Origin of the sequence: Streptomyces sp. NPDC014656, assembly GCF_043084305.1 — a bacterium.
GTDB lineage: Bacteria > Actinomycetota > Actinomycetes > Streptomycetales > Streptomycetaceae > Streptomyces.
Genome location: NZ_JBIBZN010000018.1, coordinates 72060 through 93054, shown reverse-complemented (window position 1 = coordinate 93054; position 20995 = coordinate 72060). Strand labels below are relative to the sequence as shown.

General features: G+C 73.8%; 20 protein-coding genes. 10 read left to right on the top strand and 10 right to left on the bottom strand.

Features of this window, described 5'->3' with window-relative positions:
• Positions 1–36 precede the first annotated feature (36 nt).
• The 3 genes from ACF1ED_RS31855 to adhE all read left to right on the top strand — a co-directional run bounded on the left by ACF1ED_RS31855 (position 37) and on the right by adhE (position 4699).
• On the top strand, positions 37–867 hold the full coding sequence (locus ACF1ED_RS31855) for a DUF1684 domain-containing protein (protein ID WP_391766491.1): 831 nt from the start codon (positions 37–39) through the stop codon (positions 865–867).
• A gap of 204 nt (positions 868–1071) precedes the next feature.
• A complete protein-coding gene (locus ACF1ED_RS31850) occupies positions 1072–1926 on the top strand; it encodes a S1 family peptidase (protein ID WP_391766397.1) in 855 nt (284 codons plus the stop codon).
• A 178-nt stretch (positions 1927–2104) separates the two neighbouring features.
• The gene (adhE, locus tag ACF1ED_RS31845; protein WP_391766395.1) at positions 2105–4699 is read left to right on the top strand and encodes a bifunctional acetaldehyde-CoA/alcohol dehydrogenase; all 2595 of its coding nucleotides are present in this window, start codon (positions 2105–2107) and stop codon (positions 4697–4699) included.
• Between the two features lie 62 nt (positions 4700–4761).
• Here adhE and ACF1ED_RS31840 read toward each other — a convergent pair whose 3' ends face one another.
• Positions 4762–5799 (bottom strand): DUF3533 domain-containing protein, encoded by a 1038-nt coding sequence (locus ACF1ED_RS31840; RefSeq protein ID WP_391766393.1) that lies wholly within the window; start codon positions 5797–5799, stop codon positions 4762–4764.
• Between the two features lie 309 nt (positions 5800–6108).
• On the opposite strand from ACF1ED_RS31840, the gene ACF1ED_RS31835 reads away from it, so the two are divergent.
• On the top strand, positions 6109–7002 hold the full coding sequence (locus tag ACF1ED_RS31835; RefSeq protein WP_391766391.1) for an esterase/lipase family protein: 894 nt from the start codon (positions 6109–6111) through the stop codon (positions 7000–7002).
• Here ACF1ED_RS31835 and ACF1ED_RS31830 read toward each other — a convergent pair.
• Positions 6999–8006, bottom strand: coding sequence for a lytic polysaccharide monooxygenase (locus ACF1ED_RS31830; protein ID WP_391766389.1), 1008 nt, complete (start codon positions 8004–8006; stop codon positions 6999–7001). The two genes, ACF1ED_RS31835 and ACF1ED_RS31830, sit on opposite strands and share 4 nt — an antisense overlap.
• Before the next feature lie 215 nt (positions 8007–8221).
• The gene (locus tag ACF1ED_RS31825) at positions 8222–8890 is read right to left on the bottom strand and encodes a response regulator (protein ID WP_391766387.1); all 669 of its coding nucleotides are present in this window, start codon (positions 8888–8890) and stop codon (positions 8222–8224) included.
• Between the two features lie 150 nt (positions 8891–9040).
• Here ACF1ED_RS31825 and ACF1ED_RS31820 point away from each other — a divergent pair, with 150 nt between their 5' ends.
• The 4 genes from ACF1ED_RS31820 to ACF1ED_RS31805 all read left to right on the top strand — a co-directional run bounded on the left by ACF1ED_RS31820 (position 9041) and on the right by ACF1ED_RS31805 (position 12618).
• Entirely contained in the window at positions 9041–10024 is a 984-nt protein-coding gene (locus ACF1ED_RS31820; RefSeq protein WP_391766385.1) for a Bug family tripartite tricarboxylate transporter substrate binding protein, read from the top strand.
• A complete protein-coding gene (locus ACF1ED_RS31815; protein ID WP_391766383.1) occupies positions 10021–10527 on the top strand; it encodes a tripartite tricarboxylate transporter TctB family protein in 507 nt (168 codons plus the stop codon). The genes ACF1ED_RS31820 and ACF1ED_RS31815 overlap by 4 nt, the downstream gene beginning before the upstream one ends.
• Positions 10528–10530: 3 nt before the next feature.
• Positions 10531–12024 (top strand): tripartite tricarboxylate transporter permease, encoded by a 1494-nt coding sequence (locus ACF1ED_RS31810; RefSeq protein ID WP_391766381.1) that lies wholly within the window; start codon positions 10531–10533, stop codon positions 12022–12024.
• 144 nt (positions 12025–12168) lie between these two features.
• Positions 12169–12618 (top strand): DUF6299 family protein, encoded by a 450-nt coding sequence (locus ACF1ED_RS31805; protein ID WP_391766379.1) that lies wholly within the window; start codon positions 12169–12171, stop codon positions 12616–12618.
• A gap of 7 nt (positions 12619–12625) precedes the next feature.
• Here ACF1ED_RS31805 and ACF1ED_RS31800 read toward each other — a convergent pair whose 3' ends face one another.
• Both ACF1ED_RS31800 and ACF1ED_RS31795 read right to left on the bottom strand, forming a co-directional pair.
• Entirely contained in the window at positions 12626–13114 is a 489-nt protein-coding gene (locus ACF1ED_RS31800; RefSeq protein ID WP_391766377.1) for a DUF402 domain-containing protein, read from the bottom strand.
• Complete coding sequence (locus ACF1ED_RS31795) at positions 13095–14015, bottom strand: GNAT family N-acetyltransferase (protein ID WP_391766375.1); 921 nt, start codon at positions 14013–14015, stop codon at positions 13095–13097. The genes ACF1ED_RS31800 and ACF1ED_RS31795 overlap by 20 nt, the downstream gene beginning before the upstream one ends.
• Positions 14016–14088: 73 nt before the next feature.
• Between ACF1ED_RS31795 and ACF1ED_RS31790 the strand changes: the two genes are divergently transcribed.
• The gene (locus tag ACF1ED_RS31790) at positions 14089–14466 is read left to right on the top strand and encodes a GntR family transcriptional regulator (protein ID WP_189953319.1); all 378 of its coding nucleotides are present in this window, start codon (positions 14089–14091) and stop codon (positions 14464–14466) included.
• A 45-nt stretch (positions 14467–14511) separates the two neighbouring features.
• On the opposite strand, the gene ACF1ED_RS31785 is transcribed toward ACF1ED_RS31790, so the two are convergent.
• The 4 genes from ACF1ED_RS31785 to ACF1ED_RS31770 form a co-directional block, all read right to left on the bottom strand.
• Positions 14512–15624: a DUF5925 domain-containing protein gene (locus tag ACF1ED_RS31785; RefSeq protein WP_391766373.1), complete on the bottom strand. Its 1113-nt coding sequence runs from the start codon at positions 15622–15624 to the stop codon at positions 14512–14514.
• A 72-nt stretch (positions 15625–15696) separates the two neighbouring features.
• Positions 15697–16461 carry a polysaccharide deacetylase family protein gene (locus ACF1ED_RS31780; protein WP_391766489.1) on the bottom strand — a complete coding sequence of 255 codons (765 nt, stop codon included), beginning with the start codon at positions 16459–16461 and terminating at the stop codon, positions 15697–15699.
• Between the two features lie 62 nt (positions 16462–16523).
• Positions 16524–17585 carry a glycosyltransferase family 2 protein gene (locus ACF1ED_RS31775; RefSeq protein ID WP_391766371.1) on the bottom strand — a complete coding sequence of 354 codons (1062 nt, stop codon included), beginning with the start codon at positions 17583–17585 and terminating at the stop codon, positions 16524–16526.
• A complete protein-coding gene (locus tag ACF1ED_RS31770) occupies positions 17582–18418 on the bottom strand; it encodes a glycosyltransferase family 2 protein (RefSeq protein ID WP_391766369.1) in 837 nt (278 codons plus the stop codon). The genes ACF1ED_RS31775 and ACF1ED_RS31770 overlap by 4 nt, the downstream gene beginning before the upstream one ends.
• Positions 18419–19052: 634 nt before the next feature.
• Between ACF1ED_RS31770 and ACF1ED_RS31765 the strand changes: the two genes are divergently transcribed.
• Entirely contained in the window at positions 19053–19859 is an 807-nt protein-coding gene (locus ACF1ED_RS31765) for an SGNH/GDSL hydrolase family protein (RefSeq protein ID WP_391766367.1), read from the top strand.
• Here the strand turns inward: ACF1ED_RS31765 and ACF1ED_RS31760 are convergent.
• A complete protein-coding gene (locus ACF1ED_RS31760) occupies positions 19843–20892 on the bottom strand; it encodes a hypothetical protein (RefSeq protein ID WP_391766365.1) in 1050 nt (349 codons plus the stop codon). The genes ACF1ED_RS31765 and ACF1ED_RS31760 overlap by 17 nt on opposite strands.
• Positions 20893–20995 lie beyond the last annotated feature (103 nt).

Sequence of the window (20995 nt, the reverse complement as noted above, 5' to 3'; positions counted from 1 at the left end):
CCGGCTTCCGGCGCCGGTGTGGAAGGGTGGAACACCATGAGCGACACGCACGACAGCCGCGTCCCCGGCGACACCGACGGCACGGATCCCCGCGCGGCGGACTGGCGGCACTGGCACGAGCGGCGGGAGGCGGCGGTGGCCTCCTCGTACGGCCCGCTCTCCCTCGCCGGCACCCACTGGCTCGCGGACTTCCCCGACGGCCGGCTGCCGGGCCTGCCGGGGGAGTGGCGGGAGGACGGCGACGAGGTGGTCCTGACGGCGGACGCCGGGGACGGGCTCACCGTCGACGGCGCGCCCTTCGCCGGCACCGTCCGGCTCACCGCCGACCACGCGCCGGTCCACGGGTCCCGGGTCGCGGCGGCGGACCGCCGGCTCATGGTGCTGCGCCGCGAAGGACTGTGGGCGGTAAGGGACTTCGACCCGGGCTCGGCGGCGCGGCGGGCCTTCCGGGGCATCGAGGCCACGCCGTACGACCCGCGCTGGGAGGTGCCGGGCGTCTACCGGCCGTACGAGGAGCCGCGCGCCGTCCGGGTGGAGAACGCGGACGGCAGGGAGCGCGGGCTCGGGCTCTCCGGAGAGGTCGTCTTCGAACTCGACGGGCGGGTGCACGCCCTCCAGGTCGCGGTGGAGGAGGACGGCACGCTCTGGGCGGTCTTCGCGGACGCCACCGCCGGGCGGTCCACCTTCCGCTTCCGCTTCCTGCGCCCGGAGGCGCCCGCGGAGGACGGCACGGTGACGGTGGACCTCAACCGCGCGCTGCTTCCGCCGTGCGCCTTCGCGGACCACTTCATCTGCCCGTTCCCGCCGCCGGGGAACACGCTGGACCTCGCCGTGGAGGCGGGGGAGCGGCGGGTGCTGACGGACTGACCGGGGGCCTTCCGGAATCCGGACGACGGGTGCCTCCGACCGGTGCGGCCGGGGCATCCGCGCGTGCGGCGGTCTTGTGCGTCCTCCCGGGAGGCGGCACCATCACTGGCGGTGGATGTCAGGAACACGTCACCTGACCTCGCCTCACGGGCCTCTCACCCCCCGGGCCCCCTCCGCTTTTCCCAGAAGGATGTGAGGAGCACAGTGAGGATCAAGCGCACCCGACTGCTCGCCGTCGCCGCCGGACTCGCGGCCGTCACCGCCCTCGGACTCCCCGGAGCCCAGGCCGCCCCCGCCCCCGGCCCGGCCGGCGCCGCCCAGCTGGCCCGCGCCGAGTCCGCGGTCGACGCCGCGGGGGTCGGCGGCATCGCCTGGTACGTGGACGAGGCCGCCGGCCGGGTCGTCGTCACCGCCGACTCGACCGTCTCCGAGGCGGAGCTCGCGAAGGTCCGCTCGGCGGCCGGCTCCGACGCCGGCGCCCTGCGCGTCCAGCGCGACTCCGGGGTCTTCAAGCCCCTGCTCGGGGCCGGCGACGCCATCTACGGCAGCGGCTACCGCTGTTCGCTCGGCTTCAACGTGCGCAGCGGCAGCACGTACTACTTCCTCACCGCCGGCCACTGCGGCAACGTGGTGAACACCTGGTACGCCAACTCCGCCCAGTCCACGCTGATCGGCGCCACCGTCGGCTCCAGCTTCCCGGGCAACGACTACGCCCTGGTCCGCTACGACAACGCCTCGCTCGCCCACACGGGCGGCTTCACCGCCGCCGACGCCTACGTCGGGGAGTCCGTCAAGCGGTCCGGTTCCACCACCGGCACCCGCAGCGGCACCGTCACCGGCCTCAACGCCACCGTCCGCTACTCCGGCGGCGGCACGGTCAGGGGCATGATCCAGACGAACGTCTGCGCCGAGCCGGGCGACTCCGGCGGCGCGCTGTACGACGGCACCAAGGCGCTCGGCCTCACCTCCGGCGGCAGCGGCAACTGCTCCACCGGCGGCACCACCTTCTACCAGCCGGTGCCGGAAGCCCTGTCCAAGTACGGGGTCAGCCTCTACTGACCCGCCCGGAGGCCCCCGGCCGGTGCGGCCGGGGGCCTCCCCTCCCGAGATCTTGTGAATCCGTTCACAAAAGGACTTCCGACCCCCTCCCCCAGGTCTTTCCGCGCCCCTTGTCGCAGGTCATCAGGTGTCGAATGGAGGCAAGGAAGAAACAAGGGACCGGTGAAGGAGGCCCGTCATGGAGGCCAAGGAGAGGGTAGACGGACTCGTCGGACGGGCGCTCGGCGCGCTCGCGGAGTTCGAACGGCTCGACCAGGAGCAGGTCGACCACATCGTCGAGAAGGCGTCCCTCGCCGCGCTGGCCGCCCACGGGGAGCTGGCCCGGCTCGCCGTCGAGGAGACCGGCCGGGGACTCTTCGAGGACAAGGCCGTCAAGAACCTCTTCGCCTGCGAGCACGTCACCCACTCGATGGCCGGGCTCAAGACCGCCGGCGTCATCTCCCGCGACGAACTGAACGGCATCACCGAGATCGCCGAGCCCGTCGGCGTCGTCTGCGCGATGACCCCGGTCACCAACCCCACCTCGACGACCGTCTTCAAGGCGCTGATCGCCCTCAAGACCCGCAACCCGATCGTCTTCGCCTTCCACCCCTCGGCCCAGCGGTGCTCCGCCGAGGCCGCCCGGACCGTCCGCGACGCCGCCGTCGCCGCCGGCGCCCCCGCCCACTGCGTCCAGTGGATCGAGGAGCCCTCCATGGAGGCCACCGGCCTCCTCATGCGCCACGACGGCGTCTCCACCATCCTCGCCACCGGCGGGAACGCCATGGTCGAGGCCGCCTACTCGTGCGGCAAGCCCGCCCTCGGCGTCGGCGCCGGAAACGTCCCCGCCTACGTCGCCAAGGACGCCGCGCTCCGGCGGGCGGTCCACGACATCGTCCTCTCCAAGGCCTTCGACCACGGCATGATCTGCGCCTCCGAGCAGGCCGTCATCCTCGACGCCGAGGTGTACGAGGAGGGCATCGCCGAGTTCGAGCGGCTCGGCGCCCACGTCGTCACCGCCGCCGAGAAGACCAAGCTGGAGGAGTACCTCTTCGGCGCCACCGCGTACGGCGGCGACTGCGGCGGCGCCAGGCTGAACGCGGACGTCGTCGGCAGGTCCCCGGTGTGGATCGCCGAACAGGCCGGCTTCGAGGTCCCCGAGGGCACCTCGATCCTGCTCGCCGAGTGCGCCGAGGTCGGCGAGCGGGAGCCGCTCACCCGCGAGAAGCTCTCCCCGGTCCTCGCCGCCCTCAAGGCGGACTCCACCGAGCAGGGCCTCGAACTGGCCGCCGCCATGGTCGAGTTCCACGGCCTCGGGCACAGCGCTGCCATCCACACCGAGGACGAGGCGCTCGCCGAGGAGTTCGGCAAGCGGGTCAGGGCCGTCCGCGTCATCGTCAACGCCCCCTCCACCTTCGGCGGCATCGGCGACGTCTACAACGCCTTCCTCCCCTCGCTCACCCTCGGCTGCGGCTCCTACGGCCACAACTCCGTCTCGAACAACGTCAGCGCGGTGAACCTGATCAACGTCAAGCGGATCGGACGGCGCAACACCAACATGCAGTGGTACAAGATCCCGCCGAAGATCTACTTCGAGCGCAACGCCATCCGCTACCTCGGCGAGATGGAGGACGTCCACCGGGTCACGATCGTCACCGACCGCACCATGGGCGAGATCGGCTTCGTCCAGAAGGTCACCGACATCCTGAACGGCCGCGCCGAGCCCGTCGCCGTCCAGGTCATCGACGACGTCGAGCCCAACCCCGAGCTCGCCACCGTCCGGGCCGGCGCCGCCGCCATGCGGGACTTCCGCCCCGACACCGTCGTCGCCCTCGGCGGCGGCTCCCCGATGGACGCGGCGAAGGTCATGTGGCTGATGTACGAGCGGCCCGAGGTCGAGTTCGCGGACACCAAGGAGAAGTTCTTCGACATCCGCAAGCGGGCCTACCGCTTCCCGAAGCTCGGGGAGAAGGCGAAGCTGGTCGCCGTCCCGACCACCTCGGGCACCGGCAGCGAGGTCACACCCTTCGCCGTCATCTCCGACCCGGAGGCCGCGCGGAAGTACCCGCTCGCCGACTACGCCCTCACCCCGGACGTGGCCATCGTCGACCCGGTGCTCCCGCTGCACCTCCCGCCGGCCGTCACCGCCGACTCCGGCTTCGACGCCCTGACCCACGCCACCGAGGCGTACGTCTCGGCCTACGCCAACGACTTCACCGACGGGCAGTGCCTCCAGGCCATCCGGCTCGTCTTCGAGAACCTGGAGACCTGCGTGAAGGAGGGCGCGAAGGCACCCGAGGCCCGCGAGAGGATGCACAACGCCTCCACCATCGCCGGCATGGCCTTCGCCAACGCCTTCCTGGGCCTGGTCCACGCCATGGCCCACACCCTCGGCAACACCTTCCACGTCGCCCACGGCCGCACCAACGCCCTCCTCCTGCCGCACGTGATCCGGCACAACGGCACCGTCACCCACAAGGCCGTGCCGTGGCCCAAGGCCGAGGTCTACCGCGCCCCGGAGCGCTACCAGGAGATCGCCCGGACGCTCGGCCTGCCGGCCGCGACGCCTCAGGAGGGCGTGGAGTCCTACGCCCGGGCCGTCGAGGAGCTGCGCGAGCGGTGCGGCATCCCGGCCGGCTTCCGGGCCGAGGGCGTCGACGAGGCGGCCTTCATGGAGGCCCTGCCGCAGCAGGCGATGAACGCCTACGCCGACCAGTGCGCCCCGGCCAACCCGCGGATGCCGATGATCGACGAGATGAAGGAGCTGATGACCCGGGCCTACTACGGGAAGTAGCCCCGGACGCGTGAGGAGGCCCCCGCCGAGGCGGGGGCCTCCGTCCTGCGTGCGGCAGGCGGTCAGCCCTTGACCTCGTCCAGTTCCGCGGCGATCGGCTCGCCCTCCGGCTTGCGCTTCACCGAGGACAGCACCAGCGTGACCGCCGCGCCGACCACCGCCCAGGCGGAGAGCACCAGCATCGACGCCGTCATGTCGTTGCCCTTGAAGTACGCGATCGAGCGCGCCGCCCAGGTGCCGGCCCCCGGCGGCAGGGCCGGGCCGATCGCCTTCCAGAACGGCGGCAGCATCGGCGCGGGGAAGGCGCCGCCCGCGCTGGGGTTGCCCAGCACGACGACGAGCAGGATCGCCAGGCCGATGCCGACGATCCCGAAGACCGACTGGAGCGCGAGGGTCGCCGCGCCGACCGCGAAGACCACCAGGGCGCCGAGCCCCCACAGGGCGGCGACGGAGCCGGGCAGGGCGCCCAGGACCGGGCCGACGATGACCGCGCCGCCGAGGCCGCCGAGGACCGAGTAGAGCGCGAGGACGCCGAGCCGGATGATCGCCCGCTCCCGGTTGGCCGGGCGGGAGCCGGCGCTGATGGCGAGGATCGCGGCGCAGATGTAGCCGCCGACGCACCAGCCGACCACCAGGTAGAAGGCCGAGAGCCCGTCGAAGTCCCGCGGCGAGGCGGGGGCCACGTCGACCGTCCGCAGCTCCCGCCGCTGGGCCTCCTCCACCTGGGTGAAGATCTTCTCCAGGGCGGAGGAGAGCACGGTGCCGCCGCCGGAGGCGACGAGCAGGGTGTCGGTCCGGGTCGCCGGGTTCACGATCAGGGCCCCGTCGATCTCCCGGTTCATGATCTTGTCCCGGGCCTCGTCCGCGTCGGCGACCGTCCGCGGGTCGAGCGGATCCCCGGGCAGCGCCTCCAGCTGCTTCAGCAGACCGGCGGAGACCTGCTGGGGCGCGGCCACGCCGAAGGGCACGTCCGTGGGCTTCGGGCTGTGCAGGGCCCCGACGTACGAGGTGATGAAGAGGAGCTGGAGGGCGAAGACCCCGACGACGAGCAGGGCGGCTCGGGGGGTGACGGCGCTTTTCAGTTCGTCGACGAGACTCATGCCCCCCAGGCTCCGGCCGTGGGGACGTCCCCGCAGGCGGGGAGGGGCCGAACGGCTGACGGGGAAGCCCGCCGGCCCGTCCGCCGCGCGTCCGTCCTCGTCCCTGCCCGCTCGCCGGCCGCGCAGCCGGGCCGGGGCCGAACCGCCTCCGCGGGGAAGCCCGCTGACGACACGCCAGTTTTTACCGACGCGTAACTTCCCAGCCGGTAACACCCGTGCGTAACTTGGCTGGAGAACATCCCCACTTGTGGTCCGGACCGCAGGGCACAGCACCCCCACCATCCCCTTGAGCCGCAAGGAGATCGCCCGATGCTGCCCCGGAACCCCCGGAATCCCCAGAGCCCCCGGACCCTCCGCAAGCGCCTCGCCAGAGCGCTGACCGTCCTGCTCCTGGCCGTCGCCGCCGTCCTCGCCCCCACCGCCACCGCCCAGGCCGCCGCCCCGAGCCGGGGCTGGAACGACTGGACCTGCAAGCCCTCCGCCGCCCACCCCCGCCCGGTCGTCCTCGTCCACGGAACCCTCGGGAACTCCGTCGACAACTGGCTCGCCCTCGCCCCCTACCTGGTGAACCGCGGCTACTGCGTCTACTCCCTCGACTACGGGCAGCTGCCGAACGTGCCCCTCTTCCACGGCCTCGGCCCCATCGAGAAGTCCGCCGGACAGCTCGACGCCTTCGTCGACCGGGTCCTCGCCGCCACCGGAGCCCCCGAGGCCGACCTCGTCGGCCACTCGCAGGGCGGCATGATGCCCCGCTGGTACCTCAAGTTCCTCGGCGGCGCCGAGAAGGTGAACGCGCTCGTCGGCATCGCCCCCGACAACCACGGCACCACCCTGCTCGGCCTGACCCGGCTGCTGCCGTACTTCCCGGGCGCCGAGGACCTGATCAAGGCGTCCACGCCGGGCCTCGCCGACCAGATCGCCGGCTCGGCCTTCCTCACGAAGCTCAACGAGGGCGGCGACACCGTGCCCGGCGTCCGCTACCACGTCATCGCCACCAAGTACGACGAGGTGGTCACCCCGTACCGCACGCAGTTCCTCTCGGGGCCGGACGTCACCAACGTCCTCATCCAGGACAAGTGCGCCCTCGACCTCTCCGAGCACGTGGCCATCGGCACGGTGGACCGGGTCACCTTCCACGAGGTCGCCAACGCCCTCGACCCGGCCCACGCCACCCCGACCACCTGCCTGTCCGTGGTCGGCTAGCCCCGCCGGGTCCGCCGGGTCGCCGCGAACAGCACGGCCGCTCCGGCCGCCAGCACACCGGCCCCCCCCAGCGCGAGGTACGGCGTGGCGGCGTCGCCGCCGGTCTCGGCCAGCTCCACCGCCTCCCCGGCGGACGCGGGCGCGGGAGCGGGCGGCGCCTGCGTCGTCGCCTTCGGCTCCGGCCCCGTCGACGCGTCGGCGTCCCCGTGCCCGCCGTGCTCGACCGTGGAGTGCTCCCGGCCCTCCTCGATCTGCTCCTCGGACGGCGCGGAGGCGGCCGGCGCGGGAGCGGCCGGCGCGGCGGTGGCGGGTGCGGCGGCGGAAGCGGTCGCGGGTGCCGTCGGGGCCGTCGGGGCCGTGCCCCCGCCCCCGCCCTGCTGCTCCGCCCCGAACACCACGTCGGAGCAGGTGTAGAACGCCTCGGGGGAGTCGGACCGCTGCCAGATCGAGTAGATCAGGTGACGGCCCGACTTCTCCGGCACCGTCCCCTCGAAGACGTAGTCGCCGTCCCGCATCCCCGGGTCGGTCACCGTCACGAACGGCTCCGCCTCCAGGTCCGACCACCTCAGCGGCCGCGTCGGGTCGTACCCGTCCTTCGTCACGTACAGCGCGAACGACCCCTTGTGCGGCGCCGTCCCCTTGTACCGGAAGGTGTGCTTCCCGGCCGTCATCCCCGACGCGGGCCAGTCCGCCCGAGCGAGGTCGAGCCCCCGGTACTTGTCGTTGCCCGCGCTGCACAGCTTCCCGTCCGGGATCAGCTGCCGGTGCTGCCCGGCCGCGTTCGCGATGTTCACCGCGTTCCAGTCGTAGAACGCCTGCGCCCCGCTCGCCGCCACCGCCGCCCGGCACGCCGCCGACGAGGGCGACTCGGGCCCCTCCGCGTAACAGGCCGCGACCCGGCTCACCGGATCGGTCATCGACCCGTGCGCGAAGGCGGGCGAGGCGGCGAGCCCGGACAGCGCCAGAGCGGTGACGGTGGCGGCGAGCGTACGGCGTGAGGTCATGGGGGGACGGCTCCTTCACGGGGGTGAGGCGGGGGGACGAGCAGCAAGCTAGCCCTCCGGAACCGCGAAAAGCCCTGTGAGGAGCGGGAGACGACGATCCTTAGGACCGCGTTAAGGCGAGGCTAAGAAGCGGATCAGACAACCCCGGCGCCGAGGGGCGGGAGCGCCGGACGGGACCGACGGGCGGAGCGCCGCCCGCTCCGCGTGGGCCGTCCTCACCCCGCCGGCCGGTACCGCCGCTCCGGGCGGCCCGTGCCCCCGTACCGCAGCGTCACCTCGGCGCGGCCGGTCGCGGCGAAGTGCTCCAGGTAGCGGCGGGCGCTGACGCGGGAGAGCGCGCCGGCCTCCGCGCACTCGGTCGCCGAGAGGCCCTCGGGGTGCGCCCGGAGGATGCCCTCCAGCAGGTCGGCGGTGTGCGGGGCCAGGCCCTTCGGGAGTTCGCGGGAGCCGGGCGGGCGGGTGCCGAAGATCTGGTCCACGTCCTCCTGGCGCGCCTCGTCCAGGCCGTCGAGGCGGGTGCGCAGGGAGGCGGCGTGCCGCAGCTGCTCGTGCAGCGCCGCCTGGTGGAAGGGCTTGATCAGGTAGTGCAGGGCGCCGGCCCGCAGCGCCGCCCGGACCATGCCCGCGTCCCGCGCCGCCGTGATGAAGAGCGCGTCCACCGCGAGACCCGCCCCGCGCAGCTCGCGCAGCACCCCGATGCCGTCCATGTCCGGCAGGAAGATGTCCAGGAGGACCAGGTCGGGGCGGAGCCGGTGGGCGGCGCGCAGCGCCTCCGCGCCGGTGTGCGCGACACCGACGACGGAGAAGCCCGGCACGGCCGACACGTAGCGGCTGTGCAGCTTGGCCACCATGAAGTCGTCGTCGACCACCAGCACCTTCGTCACGCCGGACACGGTAGGTCGCGACCACAAGGACCACAACGTCCGTTGGTTGCGGAAGCGCGACAGCTTCCTCACGCGCGGGCAACATGTGGGCCACTTCACTCTTCCCGGGCCCGCCCGGAACCCACCCCCAACCACCGAGAGGCGGCCTCGTTGCGTCTTCGCACCCCCTTCGCCCTGCTCGGGGCGGCGCTGCTGGTGCTCGTGGGGCCGCCGCTGCTCACCCCCGGCAGCGGCCCCGACACCGGCACCGACATCCCCGGCCTGCGCTTCATGGTCCCCAACACGCCCGGCGGCGGCTACGACATCACCGCCCGCACCGCGGCGAAGAACGCCGAGGAGGCCGGCCTCACCGGCGACATCGAGGTCTTCAACCTGCCCGGAGCGGGCGGCACCGTCGGCCTCACCCGGCTCGTCGGCGAGCGCGGCGACGGGCGCCTCGCCATGTCGATGGGGCTCGGCGTCGTCGGAGCCGTCCACACCAACAAGACGCCCAGGACCCTCGCCGACACCACCCCGATCGCCCGGCTCACCGAGGAGCAGGACATCGTCGTGGTCTCCAAGGACTCCCCGTACCGGACGATCCAGGAGCTGCTCGCGGCCTGGAAGGAGGCCCCCGGGAAGCTGCCCGTCGGCGGCGGCTCCTCGCCCGGCGGCCCCGACCACCTCGCCCCGATGCTGATGGCCAGGGCCGCCGGCATCCCGCCGAAGGACGTCAACTACATCCCCTTCGACGGCGGCGGCGAACTCCTCGCCTCCATCCTCGGCGACAAGGTCGCCTTCGGCGTCTCCGGCGTCGGCGAGTACCTCGACCAGATCGAGGCCGGCGAGCTGCGCCTCCTCGCCGTCACCGGCGCCGAGCGCGTGCCCGGTCTCGACGCCCCCACCCTCCGCGAGGCCGGACTCGACACCGAGTTCACCAACTGGCGCGGCATCGTCGCCCCGCCCGGCCTCACCGACGCCGAGCGGGACCGGCTCGTCACCCTCGTCACCGAGCTGCACGGCTCGCCGCAGTGGCGCGAGTCCCTGAAGACCCACGGCTGGACCGACGCCTTCCTGCCCGGCGAGGAGTTCGGCGCCTTCCTCACCGACCAGAACGCCCGCGTCGACACGGTGCTGAAGGAGCTCGGACTGTGACCACGAACCCGAAGGAACGGCCCGGTTCCCGCTCCGAACTCGGCGTCGGCGCCCTGCTGTTCCTGCTCGGCGTCCTCGTCCTCACCGACGCCCTCACCCTCGACGTCGACGTCTCCGCGCGCGGCCCCGTCGGCCCCGCCACCGTCCCCCTCCTCGTCGGCTGCGGCCTCCTGGTCGTCGCCGTCCTCCTCACCCTCGACGTGCTCCACGGCGGCCGGGGCGAGGCCGAGGGCGGCGAGGACGTCGACCTCGCGGCCCCCGCCGACTGGCGCACCGTGCTCCTCCTCGTCGGCGTCTTCCTCGGCTTCGCCGTCCTCATCGGCCCGCTGGGCTTCCCGGTCTCCGGCACCCTGCTCTTCTGGGGCGCGGCCTACGCCCTCGGCAGCCGCCACCCCGCCCGCGACCCGCTGATCGCGGCCGTCCTCTCCCTCCTCACCTACGGCGTCTTCGACCGCCTGCTGGGCGTTCCGCTGCCCGGCGGCCCGCTGATGGGAGTGCTCTGACCCATGGAATCCCTGAACTCCCTGATGGAGGGCTTCGGGACCGCCCTCACCCCGGTCAACCTGCTGTGGGCCGCCGTCGGCGTGCTCCTCGGCACCGCGATCGGCGTGCTGCCCGGCATCGGCCCCGCGATGGCCGTCGCCCTGCTGCTCCCGGTGACGTACGGCCTCGAACCGACCGGCGCGTTCATCATGTTCGCCGGCATCTACTACGGCGCCATGTTCGGCGGCTCCACCACCTCGATCCTGCTCAACACCCCCGGCGAGAGCGCGGCCGTCGTCGCCGCCATGGAGGGCCACCCGATGGCCAGGGCGGGGCGGGGCGCGCAGGCGCTCGCCGCCGCCGCCATCGGCCACTTCGCCGGCGGCATGATCGGCACGGTGCTGCTCGTCGTCCTCGCCCCCACCGTCGCGGCCCTCGCCGTGGACATCGGCGCCCCCGACTACTTCGCGCTGATGGTCCTCGCCTTCATCGCGGTGACCTCGGTCCTCGGCTCCTCCCGGATCCGCGGCGTCGCCTCGCTGCTCATCGGCCTCACCATCGGCCTGGTCGGCCTCGACCAGCTCACCGGCCAGCAGCGGCTCACCTTCGGCTCGCTCCAGCTGGCCGACGGCGTCGACGTCGTCATCGTCGCGGTCGGCCTCTTCGCCATCGGCGAGGCCCTGTGGGTCGCCGCCCACCTGCGCCGCACCCCGGGCCGGCCGGTGCCCGTCGGGCGTCCGTGGCTGGGCCGCGAGGACCTGAGGCGCACCTGGAAGCCGTGGCTGCGCGGCCCGTTCCTCGGCTTCCCGTTCGGCGCGATCCCGGCCGGCGGCGCCGAGATCCCGACCTTCCTGTCGTACGTGACGGAGAAGCGGCTCTCGAAGCACAAGGACCAGTTCGGCAAGGGCGCCATCGAGGGCGTCGCCGGACCCGAGTCGGCCGCCTCGGCCTCGGCCGCCGGCACCCTCGTGTCGATGCTGACGCTGGGCCTGCCGACGACCGCCGTGGCCGCGGTGATGCTCGCCGCCTTCCAGCAGTACGGCATCCAGCCCGGTCCGCTGCTCTTCGAGCGGGAGCCCGAGCTGGTGTGGGGCCTGATCGCCTCGCTCTTCGTCGGCATGGTCCTGCTGCTCGCGCTCAACCTGCCGCTCGCGCCCGTCTGGGCGAAGCTGCTGCGCATCCCGCGCCCGTACCTCTACGCCGGCATCCTGTTCTTCGCCGCCGTCGGCGCGTACGCGGTCGGCGGCGAGGCCCTGGACCTGGTCGTCCTCCTGGTGATCGGCCTCCTCGGCCTCGGCATGCGCCGGTACGGCCTGCCGGTGCTGCCCGCGGTCATCGGCGTCATCCTCGGCCCGGCCGCCGAGCAGCAGCTCCGCCGCGCCCTCCAGATCAGCGACGGCTCCGTCACCGGTCTGGTGAACACCCCGTTCTCGGTGGCCGTGTACGCGATCGTGCTGCTGCTCCTGCTGTGGCCGCTGCTGCGGAAGGCGGTGACCCGCCGGCGCGCCGGGGCCTGAACCCGGGCGCGTACGACGGTACGACGATCGGCGCGCCGCCCGGCCAACGCGCCGATGAAGGAGTGAGTTTCGGACAACGGGCGGCCGGATCCGGTATCCCTGGCGGGCGACAACTCCCCCCCACCCCCCGAAGGGAACCCCGACATGCGCGTCCGACTCGCCCTCGCCGCCACCGTGCTCCTCGCCGCGACCGCCGCCCCCCTCGCCCACGCGGGAGGGGACGGCGGCCCCGCGGCGGACCCGGCCGGACGGCTCGCGGACTTCCTCACGGTCGACCCGGCCGGCCTCCTCGGCGCCGACGCCACCGTCACCCTCTCCGGCACCTACCGCTGCCTCGACGACAGCGCGGGCCCGGTCTTCGTCAGCTCCACCCTCCGCCAGCAGGACCGTTCCGCCGGCATCGGCGGCACCCGGGCCGTCTGCGACGGCCTCGTCCGCACCTGGACCAACACCGCGGTGGTGAAGGACCCCGGCTACCAGCCCGGCGAGGCCCGCGTCGAGGCCACCCTCATGCAGCTCGTCCCCGAGGGCGGCCTCGGCCTCCCCGCCCCCGGCTTCCGCGCCGTCGAGAACGCCCCCGTGACCCTGAACTAGCCGGTCCTCAACGCGGGCCGTCGAGCAGCGCCACCAGACCCCGGCGGCCCAGCCGTTCCAGCTCGTCGAGGGCGGTCACGGCCCGCTCGGCGGCCTCCGGGTCGGAGAGGGCCAGACCGCTCGCCGCGAACTCGTCCTCGTCGAGCCGGAGCACCTCGCTGCCGTCCGCCGACACCCACAGGTCCAGGTCCAGGTCCTCGACCGTCACCCCGGCCGCCCCGAACTCGGCCGGCCGGGTGATGTCGCAGTACCAGCCCTTGAGCCCGTCGCCCGCCGACCACACCTCCTTGACGGTGTACCAGCGGTCGTTCCAGTAGTGCTCGACGAAGACGTCACCCGGCTCGAAGCGCACGAAGCCGAAGTCCCGCACCCCCGGCGCCGCCCACGGCGCCCGCACCGACAGCCGGGTCGCCGACTCCGCCACCACCTCGGCGGGGTAGCGGATCTTCAGCCGCCCCGCCTTCCACAGCGCCACCTCAACCGAGCGTCCTGACATACCGCACCTCCGTCGCGCCGATCGCGTACCCGAACCACTCGTTGATCGCGAGCATCGGCCCGTTCCCCGCGTCGTTCCCGGTGAAGGCCTCCGTACAGCCCGCCGCCCGCGCCCGGTGCAGCGACGCGTTCTTGGCGAGCTTGGCCAGGCCGCGCCCGCGGAAGGCGGGCGCCGTGCCCGTCATCCCCGTCGCGTACCGGCCGAGGCCGTCGGTCCGCGCCGCGCTGAACGCGGCCGGCACCCCGTCCACCACCGCCACCACCGTCAGCGCCCGGTCGAACAGGGGGTGGTTCCAGGTGGTCTCCAGCCAGTGCGCGTAGTCGTCGAGCTCGACCCCCACGTCCCCCGGCTCGTCGGCGCTGGTCACCGCGTCCAGCTCGAAGAGCGGTCGCGGGTCGGCCGCGAACTCCCCGGCCGTCAGCAGCTCGACGCCGGCCGGCGGGTCCTGGAGCGGCGGCAGCCCCGCCGTCAGGTCGAGCCGCAGGAAGTGCGCGGTACGGCTCGGCGCGTACCCCCGCCGCTCGGCGTACGCGCGGTTCGACGGCTCGTCCATGGCCCAGCCGTACAGCACCGTCGCGCCCCGCTCGGCCAGGTACTCCTCGGCCGTGCGCACCAGCAGCGTGCCCGCTCCGAGCCCCTGGCGGTCGGGGTGCACGTACACGTTGAGGTAGCCGATCCCGGGCCTCGGGGCGTCGTGGGCGATGCCCACCTGAGCGGTCCCGATCACCTCGCCGGCCTCCGACACGGCGACGAGCGGCCGGTAGTGGGCCTCGGGATGGGCGTGGGCCCAGTCGAAGGCCACCTGCTCGGCGGTGGCCAGCATGAAGGGGACGGCGGCGCGCCGGACGCGGGCGAAACCCTCGGCGTCGTCGGGCCGTACGTCACGGACGATGACAGTCATGGGGCCGCACGCTACGGCCGGGGCCGTGCCGCCGCCTCCCATTTTCCGGTGGGGTGGGGGCAGAATCGGGCGGGTGACACTGACAATCGCCGTGGACCACCAGTCCACCACCGCCCCCTACGAACAGCTGCGCGCCCAGATCTCGGAGCGGGCCCGGTCGGGCAGACTCCCGGTCGGCTACAAGCTGCCGACGGTCCGGGGACTCGCGGAGCAGCTGGGGCTCGCCGCGAACACGGTCGCCAAGGCGTACAAGGCACTGGAGTCCGACGGGGTCATCGAGACCCGGGGCCGGCACGGCACCTTCGTCGCGGCGGCGGGCGACGCCGCCAGCCGCCGGGCCGCCTCCGCCGCCGCGCAGTACGCGGAGGAGGCCTACCGCCTGGGCCTCACCCGGGACGAGGCCGAGGCCGCCGTACGGGACGCGCTGAGGGCCGCGTACGACTCCGAGTGACGGTCCGGGCCCGCCGGGAAGGACCCCGGCGGGCCCGGGCCCCGCTCACAGGTAGAGACCGGGGGCGGGGGCGCGCTGCTCGGGGAGTTCGGTGGGGGAGGCCCCGCGCCGCAGCGCGAACAGCTCCGCCAGCGTGGCGCCCTCGGCGGGCACGCCCTCGTCCCGCCCCAGCCACGCCACCGACTCGGCCCGGGTGAGCGGCCCGACCTCGATCCGCGCCAGGCAGCGGCCCGGGCGCACGATCGCCGGGTGCAGCCGCTCCAGGTCCTCGTTGGTGGTGAGCCCCACCAGCACGTTCCGGCCCTGCCCGAGCAGACCGTCGGTCAGGTTCAGCAGCCGGGACAGCGCCTGGCCGGTGGCCTCCTTGGCCCCGCCCCGGATCAGCTCGTCGCAGTCCTCCAGGAGCAGCAGCCGCCACCGCTCCTTCTCCGTGCCGTCGCCCTCCTCGCCGATGGCGATGTCCATCAGGTAGCCGATGTCGTTGAAGAGCCGCTCGGGGTCGAGCACGCAGTCGACCTGGCACCAGTCCTGCCAGGACCTGGCGAGGGTGCGCAGCGCGGAGGTCTTGCCGGTGCCGGGCGGGCCGTGCAGCAGCAGGAGCCGGCCGGTGACGTCCTCGGGGGTCAGCTTCATCAGCCGGTCCATCGCCCCGGCCACCGGCGCGGTGTAGTTGGGCCGGGCCCCGTCCCAGGTGTCCGCGCTGATCCGCCGGGTCATCCGGCGCGGCCCGCGCTGCGGGGCGAGGTACCAGAAGCCCATGGTGACGTCCTCGGGCTCCGGCTCCGGCTCGTCCTTGGCGCCGTCCGTGGCCTCGGCGAGGATCCGCGCGGCCAGCTCGGCGTCGGTCGCGGTCACGGTGACGTCGGCGCGGTGCTTCCAGCGCGAGGAGAGGATCGTCCAGCCGTCGCCCTCGGCGAGGACGGAGCTGCGGTCCTCCTCCTTCGACCCCCGCAGCACCCGGGCGCCCGGCGGCAGCAGGGTCGCGTCGGGCTTGGCCCGGTCCAGGGTGAGGCCGTGCGAGTGCGGCTGCTCCCCGGTGGTGAACCGGTCGAGGAAGAGCGCGTCCATGACGTCGCCCGGCGAGTCGCTGTCGTCGAGGTTGACCACGACCGGCAGCGCCTGGCGCGGCCCGGACGGTACGGCGGGGGTGTCTGGCATGCCGCCATGATCCGTCAACCGTCCGGGCGGCGCACCGGATTTTGCCGGGCGGGACGCGCCGCCCGCCGCCCCTCAGATCCAGTGCCCGCGCAGCGCGCCGCGCGCCCTGCGGGCGAGCGCGTACCCCTTCGTCAGCGCCCGGTCGGCGGCGAAGTTCCGCCCCACGCCCCGGCCTTCGACGAGGCGGACGAACTCCGCGGTGGTGGTGGAGCGGCGCACGGTCACCCGTTCCAGCGCGTACGGCCCCTGGCGGCGCCGGGCGAGCGCGTTGCCGACCGCGAGGGCCTGGGCGAAGCCGGCCTCCCGGACGGCGGCGCGCACCCTGCGGCTGGAGTAGCCGTACGGGTAGGCGAAGGAGTCCGGCGCGGTGCCGAGCTCCTCGCCGATCAGCTCCCGGCAGCGCAGCGCCTCGAACCGCAGCCGCCGCGCGTCGAGCTGGTCCAGCTGCGGGTGGCTGTGGCTGTGCCCGCCGATCTCGGTGCCCGCGGCGGCCAGTTCGCGCACCTGCTCCCAGGAGAGCATGGTGTCGAGGGCGCCTCCGGTGGTGTGCCGGCCGGGCAGCCAGCCGCTGGTGACGAAGACGGTGCTCGCGAAGGAGCGCCGGGCGAGCACCGGCAGGGCGTACCGGTGGACGCCCTCGTAGCCGTCGTCGAAGGTGACGAGCACCGGCCGCGGCGGCAGCGCCGTCCCGCTCCGCCAGGCGGCGGCGAGGGCGGCCGTGGTGACCGGGGTGAAGCCCCGTCCGGCCACCACGTCCATCTGCGCGGCGAAGGCCTCGGGCGTCACGGAGAGCCCGAGCGTCGCGGGCGCCGGATCGGGCGCGACCGCGTGGTACATGAGGACCGGCACCGGGGCGGGGTCCTGGCGGGACCCGGTGGGGGTCTTCGTGGAGGCGTCGCTCACGCGACCGCCCCCTCGGCCTCGGCCGCCGGCTCCCGGCGGTCGGCGGCGGGTGCGTCCTCCGGTGTGATCGGCCCCCACGAGAAGGCGGGGGAGCCGCCGCGGCGGGCGCGGAGGGTGCCGAGCGCGTAGCCGCCGGCGGCGAGCGCCACGCCCGTGACGATCGCGCCGGCCCGGCCCGCGCCGCCCGCCCGGCCCAGCAGGGCGTCCCGCATCCCGCGCAGCACTCCGGCGGGCAGCACCCGGCTGGTGTAGCGCCGCTCGGACTCCAGGCCCTTGCCGGCCCCGACGCTCTGGGCGACGAGGGCCTTCGACAGGCCCTCCGCGTAGACCCGGGTGCGGAAGTAGGCGAAGCGCTCGCGGGCGGCGGGCACCTTGTGGTGGATGACTGCCCGGTCGTCGATGAGCAGCACCGCGCCCGGCACCGCGCCGGCGAGCCGGATGCACAGCTCGGTCTCCTCGCAGCCCAGCGGGCGCCGGTCGCCGTCCCGGCCGATGCCGGTGGCGAAGCCGCCGGCGGCTTCGAAGGCGGTGCGCCGGAAGGAGGCGTTGCCGCCGAGGACGTTGCGGACCCGCACCCGGCCTGGGGGCAGCCCCCGGTAGGTGCAGCCGACGACCCAGTCGAACTCCTCGGGGAACCACGCGGGCCGGCGGCCGGAGGCCCAGACGGGCAGCGTGCGCCCGCCGACGGCGACGACCTCCGGGTCCTCGTACCCGGCCGCGAAGTGGTGGAGCCAGTCGTGCTCGGCCACCGCGTCGTCGTCGAGGAAGGCGACGAGGGCGCCGCGGGCGGCGGCGATGCCGGTGTTGCGGCCGGAGGAGAGGCCGCGGGGGCCCGCGTTGGCGAGCACTCGCACCTCCGCGCGGTCGCGCTCGCCCGCGAACTCCTCGGCGAGCCGGTGGAGGAGCCGCTCGTTGTGGTCGACGACGAGCAGGGTCTCCAGCGGCGGCAGCGACTGCTTCCGGACGGAGTCGACGGCGGCGAGGATGTCCCCCCACCGCTCCTCCGTGTAGACGCAGATCACCACCGAGAAGCGGGGCGGGGCCGGCCGGTCGCTCAAGAGACCTCTCCCCGCGGGACGTTGACCGAGAAGGCGGCGGGACGGCGGAGCGCCCGGGCGGCCTTCGGGACGCGCTTCTCCCGGAGGATCACCTTCAGGACCCGGATGCCGTCGCGCACCGCGTTGAGGTTGCTGACGCCGTGGATCCGCAGGTATTCGTGGCTCGGGACCTCCTGCACCTTCAGGCCGGCCTTGACGACCCGGATGTTGATGAGGGTCTCGATCTCGAAGCCGGTGCAGTCGAGGACGATCTCGTCGAGGCAGTGCTTCCAGAAGGCGTTGTAGCCGTAGCAGAGGTCGGTGTAGCGGGCGCCGAACTTGCGGTTGACGAGGGAGCAGAGCGCCCAGTTGCCGAGCCGCCGGATGCCGGTCATGTCGTCGGTTCCGCCGCCGTTCGCGAAGCGCGAGCCCTTGGCGAAGTCGGCGCCGCCGACGAGGGCGGAGACGTAGGAGACGATCTCCTGGCCGTCGGCCGAGCCGTCGGCGTCGACCATCACGATGATGTCGCCGGTGCAGGCCGCGAAGCCGCTGATCAGGGCGTCGCCCTTGCCCTTGCCGACCTGCTTGACGACCTTGACGTCGGGCCGGAGTTCCCGGGCCACCTCGATGGTGTTGTCCGTTGAATTTCCGTCGACGAGGACGACTTCGTGAATCCATTCCGGCAGTGACTTGAACACGTACGGAAGATTTTCCGCCTCATTCATCGCGGGAATGACGACACTCACCGGGGGAGTGATCGCCAGATGGTTCGTGATGGCCCGGTAGCGGGCCGCTATTCGGCTCGGTTCGGTGAATTCGCGGCCCGTGACGGCCGGGCGCAGGAACGAGCTCATCGGTCGGTCTCCCTCTCGTCCGGTGGGCGGCCCACCCCTGGGCGGCCCGGTTGAATGTCCGGTTCGAAAGGGGGGTTCTCGCCATCCCCGCACGGAAGCGATCTCCTTGCGAGACCGGCGAGTTGGCATGACTGGCCGCGCGGTACCCGCGACCCGGAGCGCATGGACACACCGAGCACGGCACCCCCCTACCGCGCCCCGCTCCGGGACCCATCGTGATGCCTGCGTCTTCCCCTGAGTCGCTTGCCGATGGACCGATGCGGGTGAGATGTACGACGGTATTGATGAATGGGACTGTATGGCAAGTCCCGCTGGAGCGACCCGGTTTCTGGCACTTTGGCGAGCGAAAGTCGCTCGTAAGCGCTCTCTTGTCGATCGGATTCGATCAATCCGTTTTCGGGGTGGGGGTGGTGGGGCCCGGTCGTGCTCCTGTGCGGAGCCGGACGGCTGAGTCGTGATCGCGTTCGACCGGGATGCGGGAGTGGAGCTTCCGGTTCCTCAGGTGGCCGAAAACTGCTGGCTCCTGAGGGATGTTCACTCACTCTCCAGGGTCACTTTTGACATGAACACTTCCGCAGCGGCGGATCCGATGCTACTTCCTGGTAGCGCAGAGATCCTGCTACAGGGAGGTTCCATGAAACTGTCGCGCTTCGCGGCCTTCGCGTCCTCGCTCCTGCTCGGTTCCGTCCTCGCCCTGACCGGGGCGGGAGCCGCTCAGGCCGCCGAGTCCGCCGCCCTCGACTACGTCGCTCTCGGCGACTCCTACTCCTCCGGCGTCGGCGCCGGCAGCTACGACAGCGCCAGCGGCGACTGCAAGCGCTCCACCAAGGCCTACCCCCGCCTCTGGGCCAACGCCAACGCCCCCTCGTCCTTCGCCTTCACGGCCTGCTCCGGCGCCGTCACCACCGACGTCACCGGCAAGCAGCTCGGCCCGCTCTCCTCCGCCACCGACCTCGTCTCGATCACCATCGGCGGCAACGACGCCGGCTTCGCCGACGTCATGACGACCTGTGTGCTCCAGTCGGAGTCCACGTGCGTCAACCGGGTGAACCAGGCGAAGGGGTACGTCGACTCCACCCTCCCGGCCCGGCTCGACGCCGTGTACGGCGCGATTCGCGCCAAGGCCCCGGCCGCCCGCGTCGTCGTCCTCGGCTACCCGCGCTTCTACCAGCTGGGCGGCGGCTGCATCGCCGGCCTCAGCGAGACCGAGCGGGCGGCCATCAACGGCGCCTCCGACCACCTCAACGCCGCCGTCGCCAAGCGCGCGGCGGACCACGGCTTCGCCTTCGCCAGCGTCGTCCCGGCCTTCACCGGACACGAGATCTGCTCCGGCTCGGCCTGGCTGCACAGCGTCAACTGGCTCAACATCGGCGAGTCCTACCACCCGACGGCCGCCGGCCAGTCGGGCGGCTACCTGCCGAGCTTCAGGAGCGCGGCGTAGCGGCGGGTCCCCCCACCTCCGCACCCGTACCCGTGGCGCCGGGAACGGCCGGAGCGGTGCTCGACGCCCCGCCCCCGCCCGGACCGGCGCCCGGACCTTCGTCCCTGACGGCCTGCCAGACCAGCGCCCCCGCGATCACCAGCAGCCCGGCGACACCGGCCGCGATCACCGTGCCCCGCCGTGGCCCCCGCTGGCCCTCCGCCCCCGCGCGCTCCTCCGCCCCCGCGCGCTCCTCCGCCCCCGCGCGCTCCTCCGTGCGCGCCCCGCGCACACCACCCCGGCCCTGGTGCTCCCGATCGCCCTCCCGGGTCTCCGGGCGCCCCGGCGCGCGCTCCGCCGACCCGCCGGCCGGCCCGTCCCCCCGGGGCCGCTCCCCGGCTCCCGCCGCCTTCTCCAGTTCCCGTACGGCCCCGGCGCGCACCCCCGCGTCCCGGTCGGCCAGGCCCTCCACCACCGGCGCCAGCGGCCCCGACCGGGGGTCGGCGACCATGGCGCCGAGCAGCGCGCCCACCGACCGCGGGTCCTCCTCGGGGCCGGACGGCGACGCGTCCGGCGCCGAGGTCCCGGTGGCCACGCCGGTGACCACCACCCGCCCGTCGTTGGCCAGCAGCACCCGGTCCGGGCCCGGCGCGTGATAGGGGACGCCGGCCTCCCGGGCCGCCCGCAGCGCCGCCAGGACCCCGAGCGCGACCCGCGCCGCCTCCCGGTCCGGCAGCGCCCCGCCGGCCTCCAGGGTCTCCGCCAGCGTCAGCCCGCGGACCAGCTCCATCACGATCCACGGCCGGCCGTGCTCCACGACCACGTCGTACACCTCGGCCACCCCCGGACCGGAGATCGCCGACGCGGCCCGCGCCTCGCGCTCGACCCGCGCGTACAGCAGCCGCTCCTCCGCCTCGGGCGTGCCCGGCGGGGCGTGCACCTCCTTGACCGCCACCTCGCGGCCGAGCGCCTCGTCCCGGGCGCGCCAGACGATCCCCGCAGCACCCTCCGCGAGGGCGTCGAGCAGCCGGTAACGGCCCGCGATCAGCGTCATGGAGCCACGGTAGCCGCGGTCCGCGCGGGTGGCGACCCACCCGTACGGAGTCCGGTGGCGTAGATCACACCGGCCTCCGGGGCCTCGGGCCGGGGGCCGGGGT

Excerpts from the sequence above, each read along its gene's own strand:
- ACF1ED_RS31855 (WP_391766491.1), top strand. The coding sequence starts at position 37 with ATGAGCGACACGCACGACAGCCGCGTCCCCGGCGACACCGACGGCACG.
- adhE (WP_391766395.1), top strand. The coding sequence starts at position 2,105 with ATGGAGGCCAAGGAGAGGGTAGACGGACTCGTCGGACGGGCGCTCGGC.
- ACF1ED_RS31840 (WP_391766393.1), bottom strand. The coding sequence starts at position 5,799 with ATGAGTCTCGTCGACGAACTGAAAAGCGCCGTCACCCCCCGAGCCGCC.
- ACF1ED_RS31835 (WP_391766391.1), top strand. The coding sequence starts at position 6,109 with ATGCTGCCCCGGAACCCCCGGAATCCCCAGAGCCCCCGGACCCTCCGC.
- ACF1ED_RS31830 (WP_391766389.1), bottom strand. The coding sequence starts at position 8,006 with ATGACCTCACGCCGTACGCTCGCCGCCACCGTCACCGCTCTGGCGCTG.
- ACF1ED_RS31810 (WP_391766381.1), top strand. The coding sequence starts at position 10,531 with ATGGAATCCCTGAACTCCCTGATGGAGGGCTTCGGGACCGCCCTCACC.
- ACF1ED_RS31805 (WP_391766379.1), top strand. The coding sequence starts at position 12,169 with ATGCGCGTCCGACTCGCCCTCGCCGCCACCGTGCTCCTCGCCGCGACC.
- ACF1ED_RS31800 (WP_391766377.1), bottom strand. The coding sequence starts at position 13,114 with ATGTCAGGACGCTCGGTTGAGGTGGCGCTGTGGAAGGCGGGGCGGCTG.
- ACF1ED_RS31795 (WP_391766375.1), bottom strand. The coding sequence starts at position 14,015 with ATGACTGTCATCGTCCGTGACGTACGGCCCGACGACGCCGAGGGTTTC.
- ACF1ED_RS31785 (WP_391766373.1), bottom strand. The coding sequence starts at position 15,624 with ATGCCAGACACCCCCGCCGTACCGTCCGGGCCGCGCCAGGCGCTGCCG.
- ACF1ED_RS31780 (WP_391766489.1), bottom strand. The coding sequence starts at position 16,461 with ATGTACCACGCGGTCGCGCCCGATCCGGCGCCCGCGACGCTCGGGCTC.
- ACF1ED_RS31770 (WP_391766369.1), bottom strand. The coding sequence starts at position 18,418 with ATGAGCTCGTTCCTGCGCCCGGCCGTCACGGGCCGCGAATTCACCGAA.
- ACF1ED_RS31765 (WP_391766367.1), top strand. The coding sequence starts at position 19,053 with ATGAAACTGTCGCGCTTCGCGGCCTTCGCGTCCTCGCTCCTGCTCGGT.
- ACF1ED_RS31760 (WP_391766365.1), bottom strand. The coding sequence starts at position 20,892 with ATGACGCTGATCGCGGGCCGTTACCGGCTGCTCGACGCCCTCGCGGAG.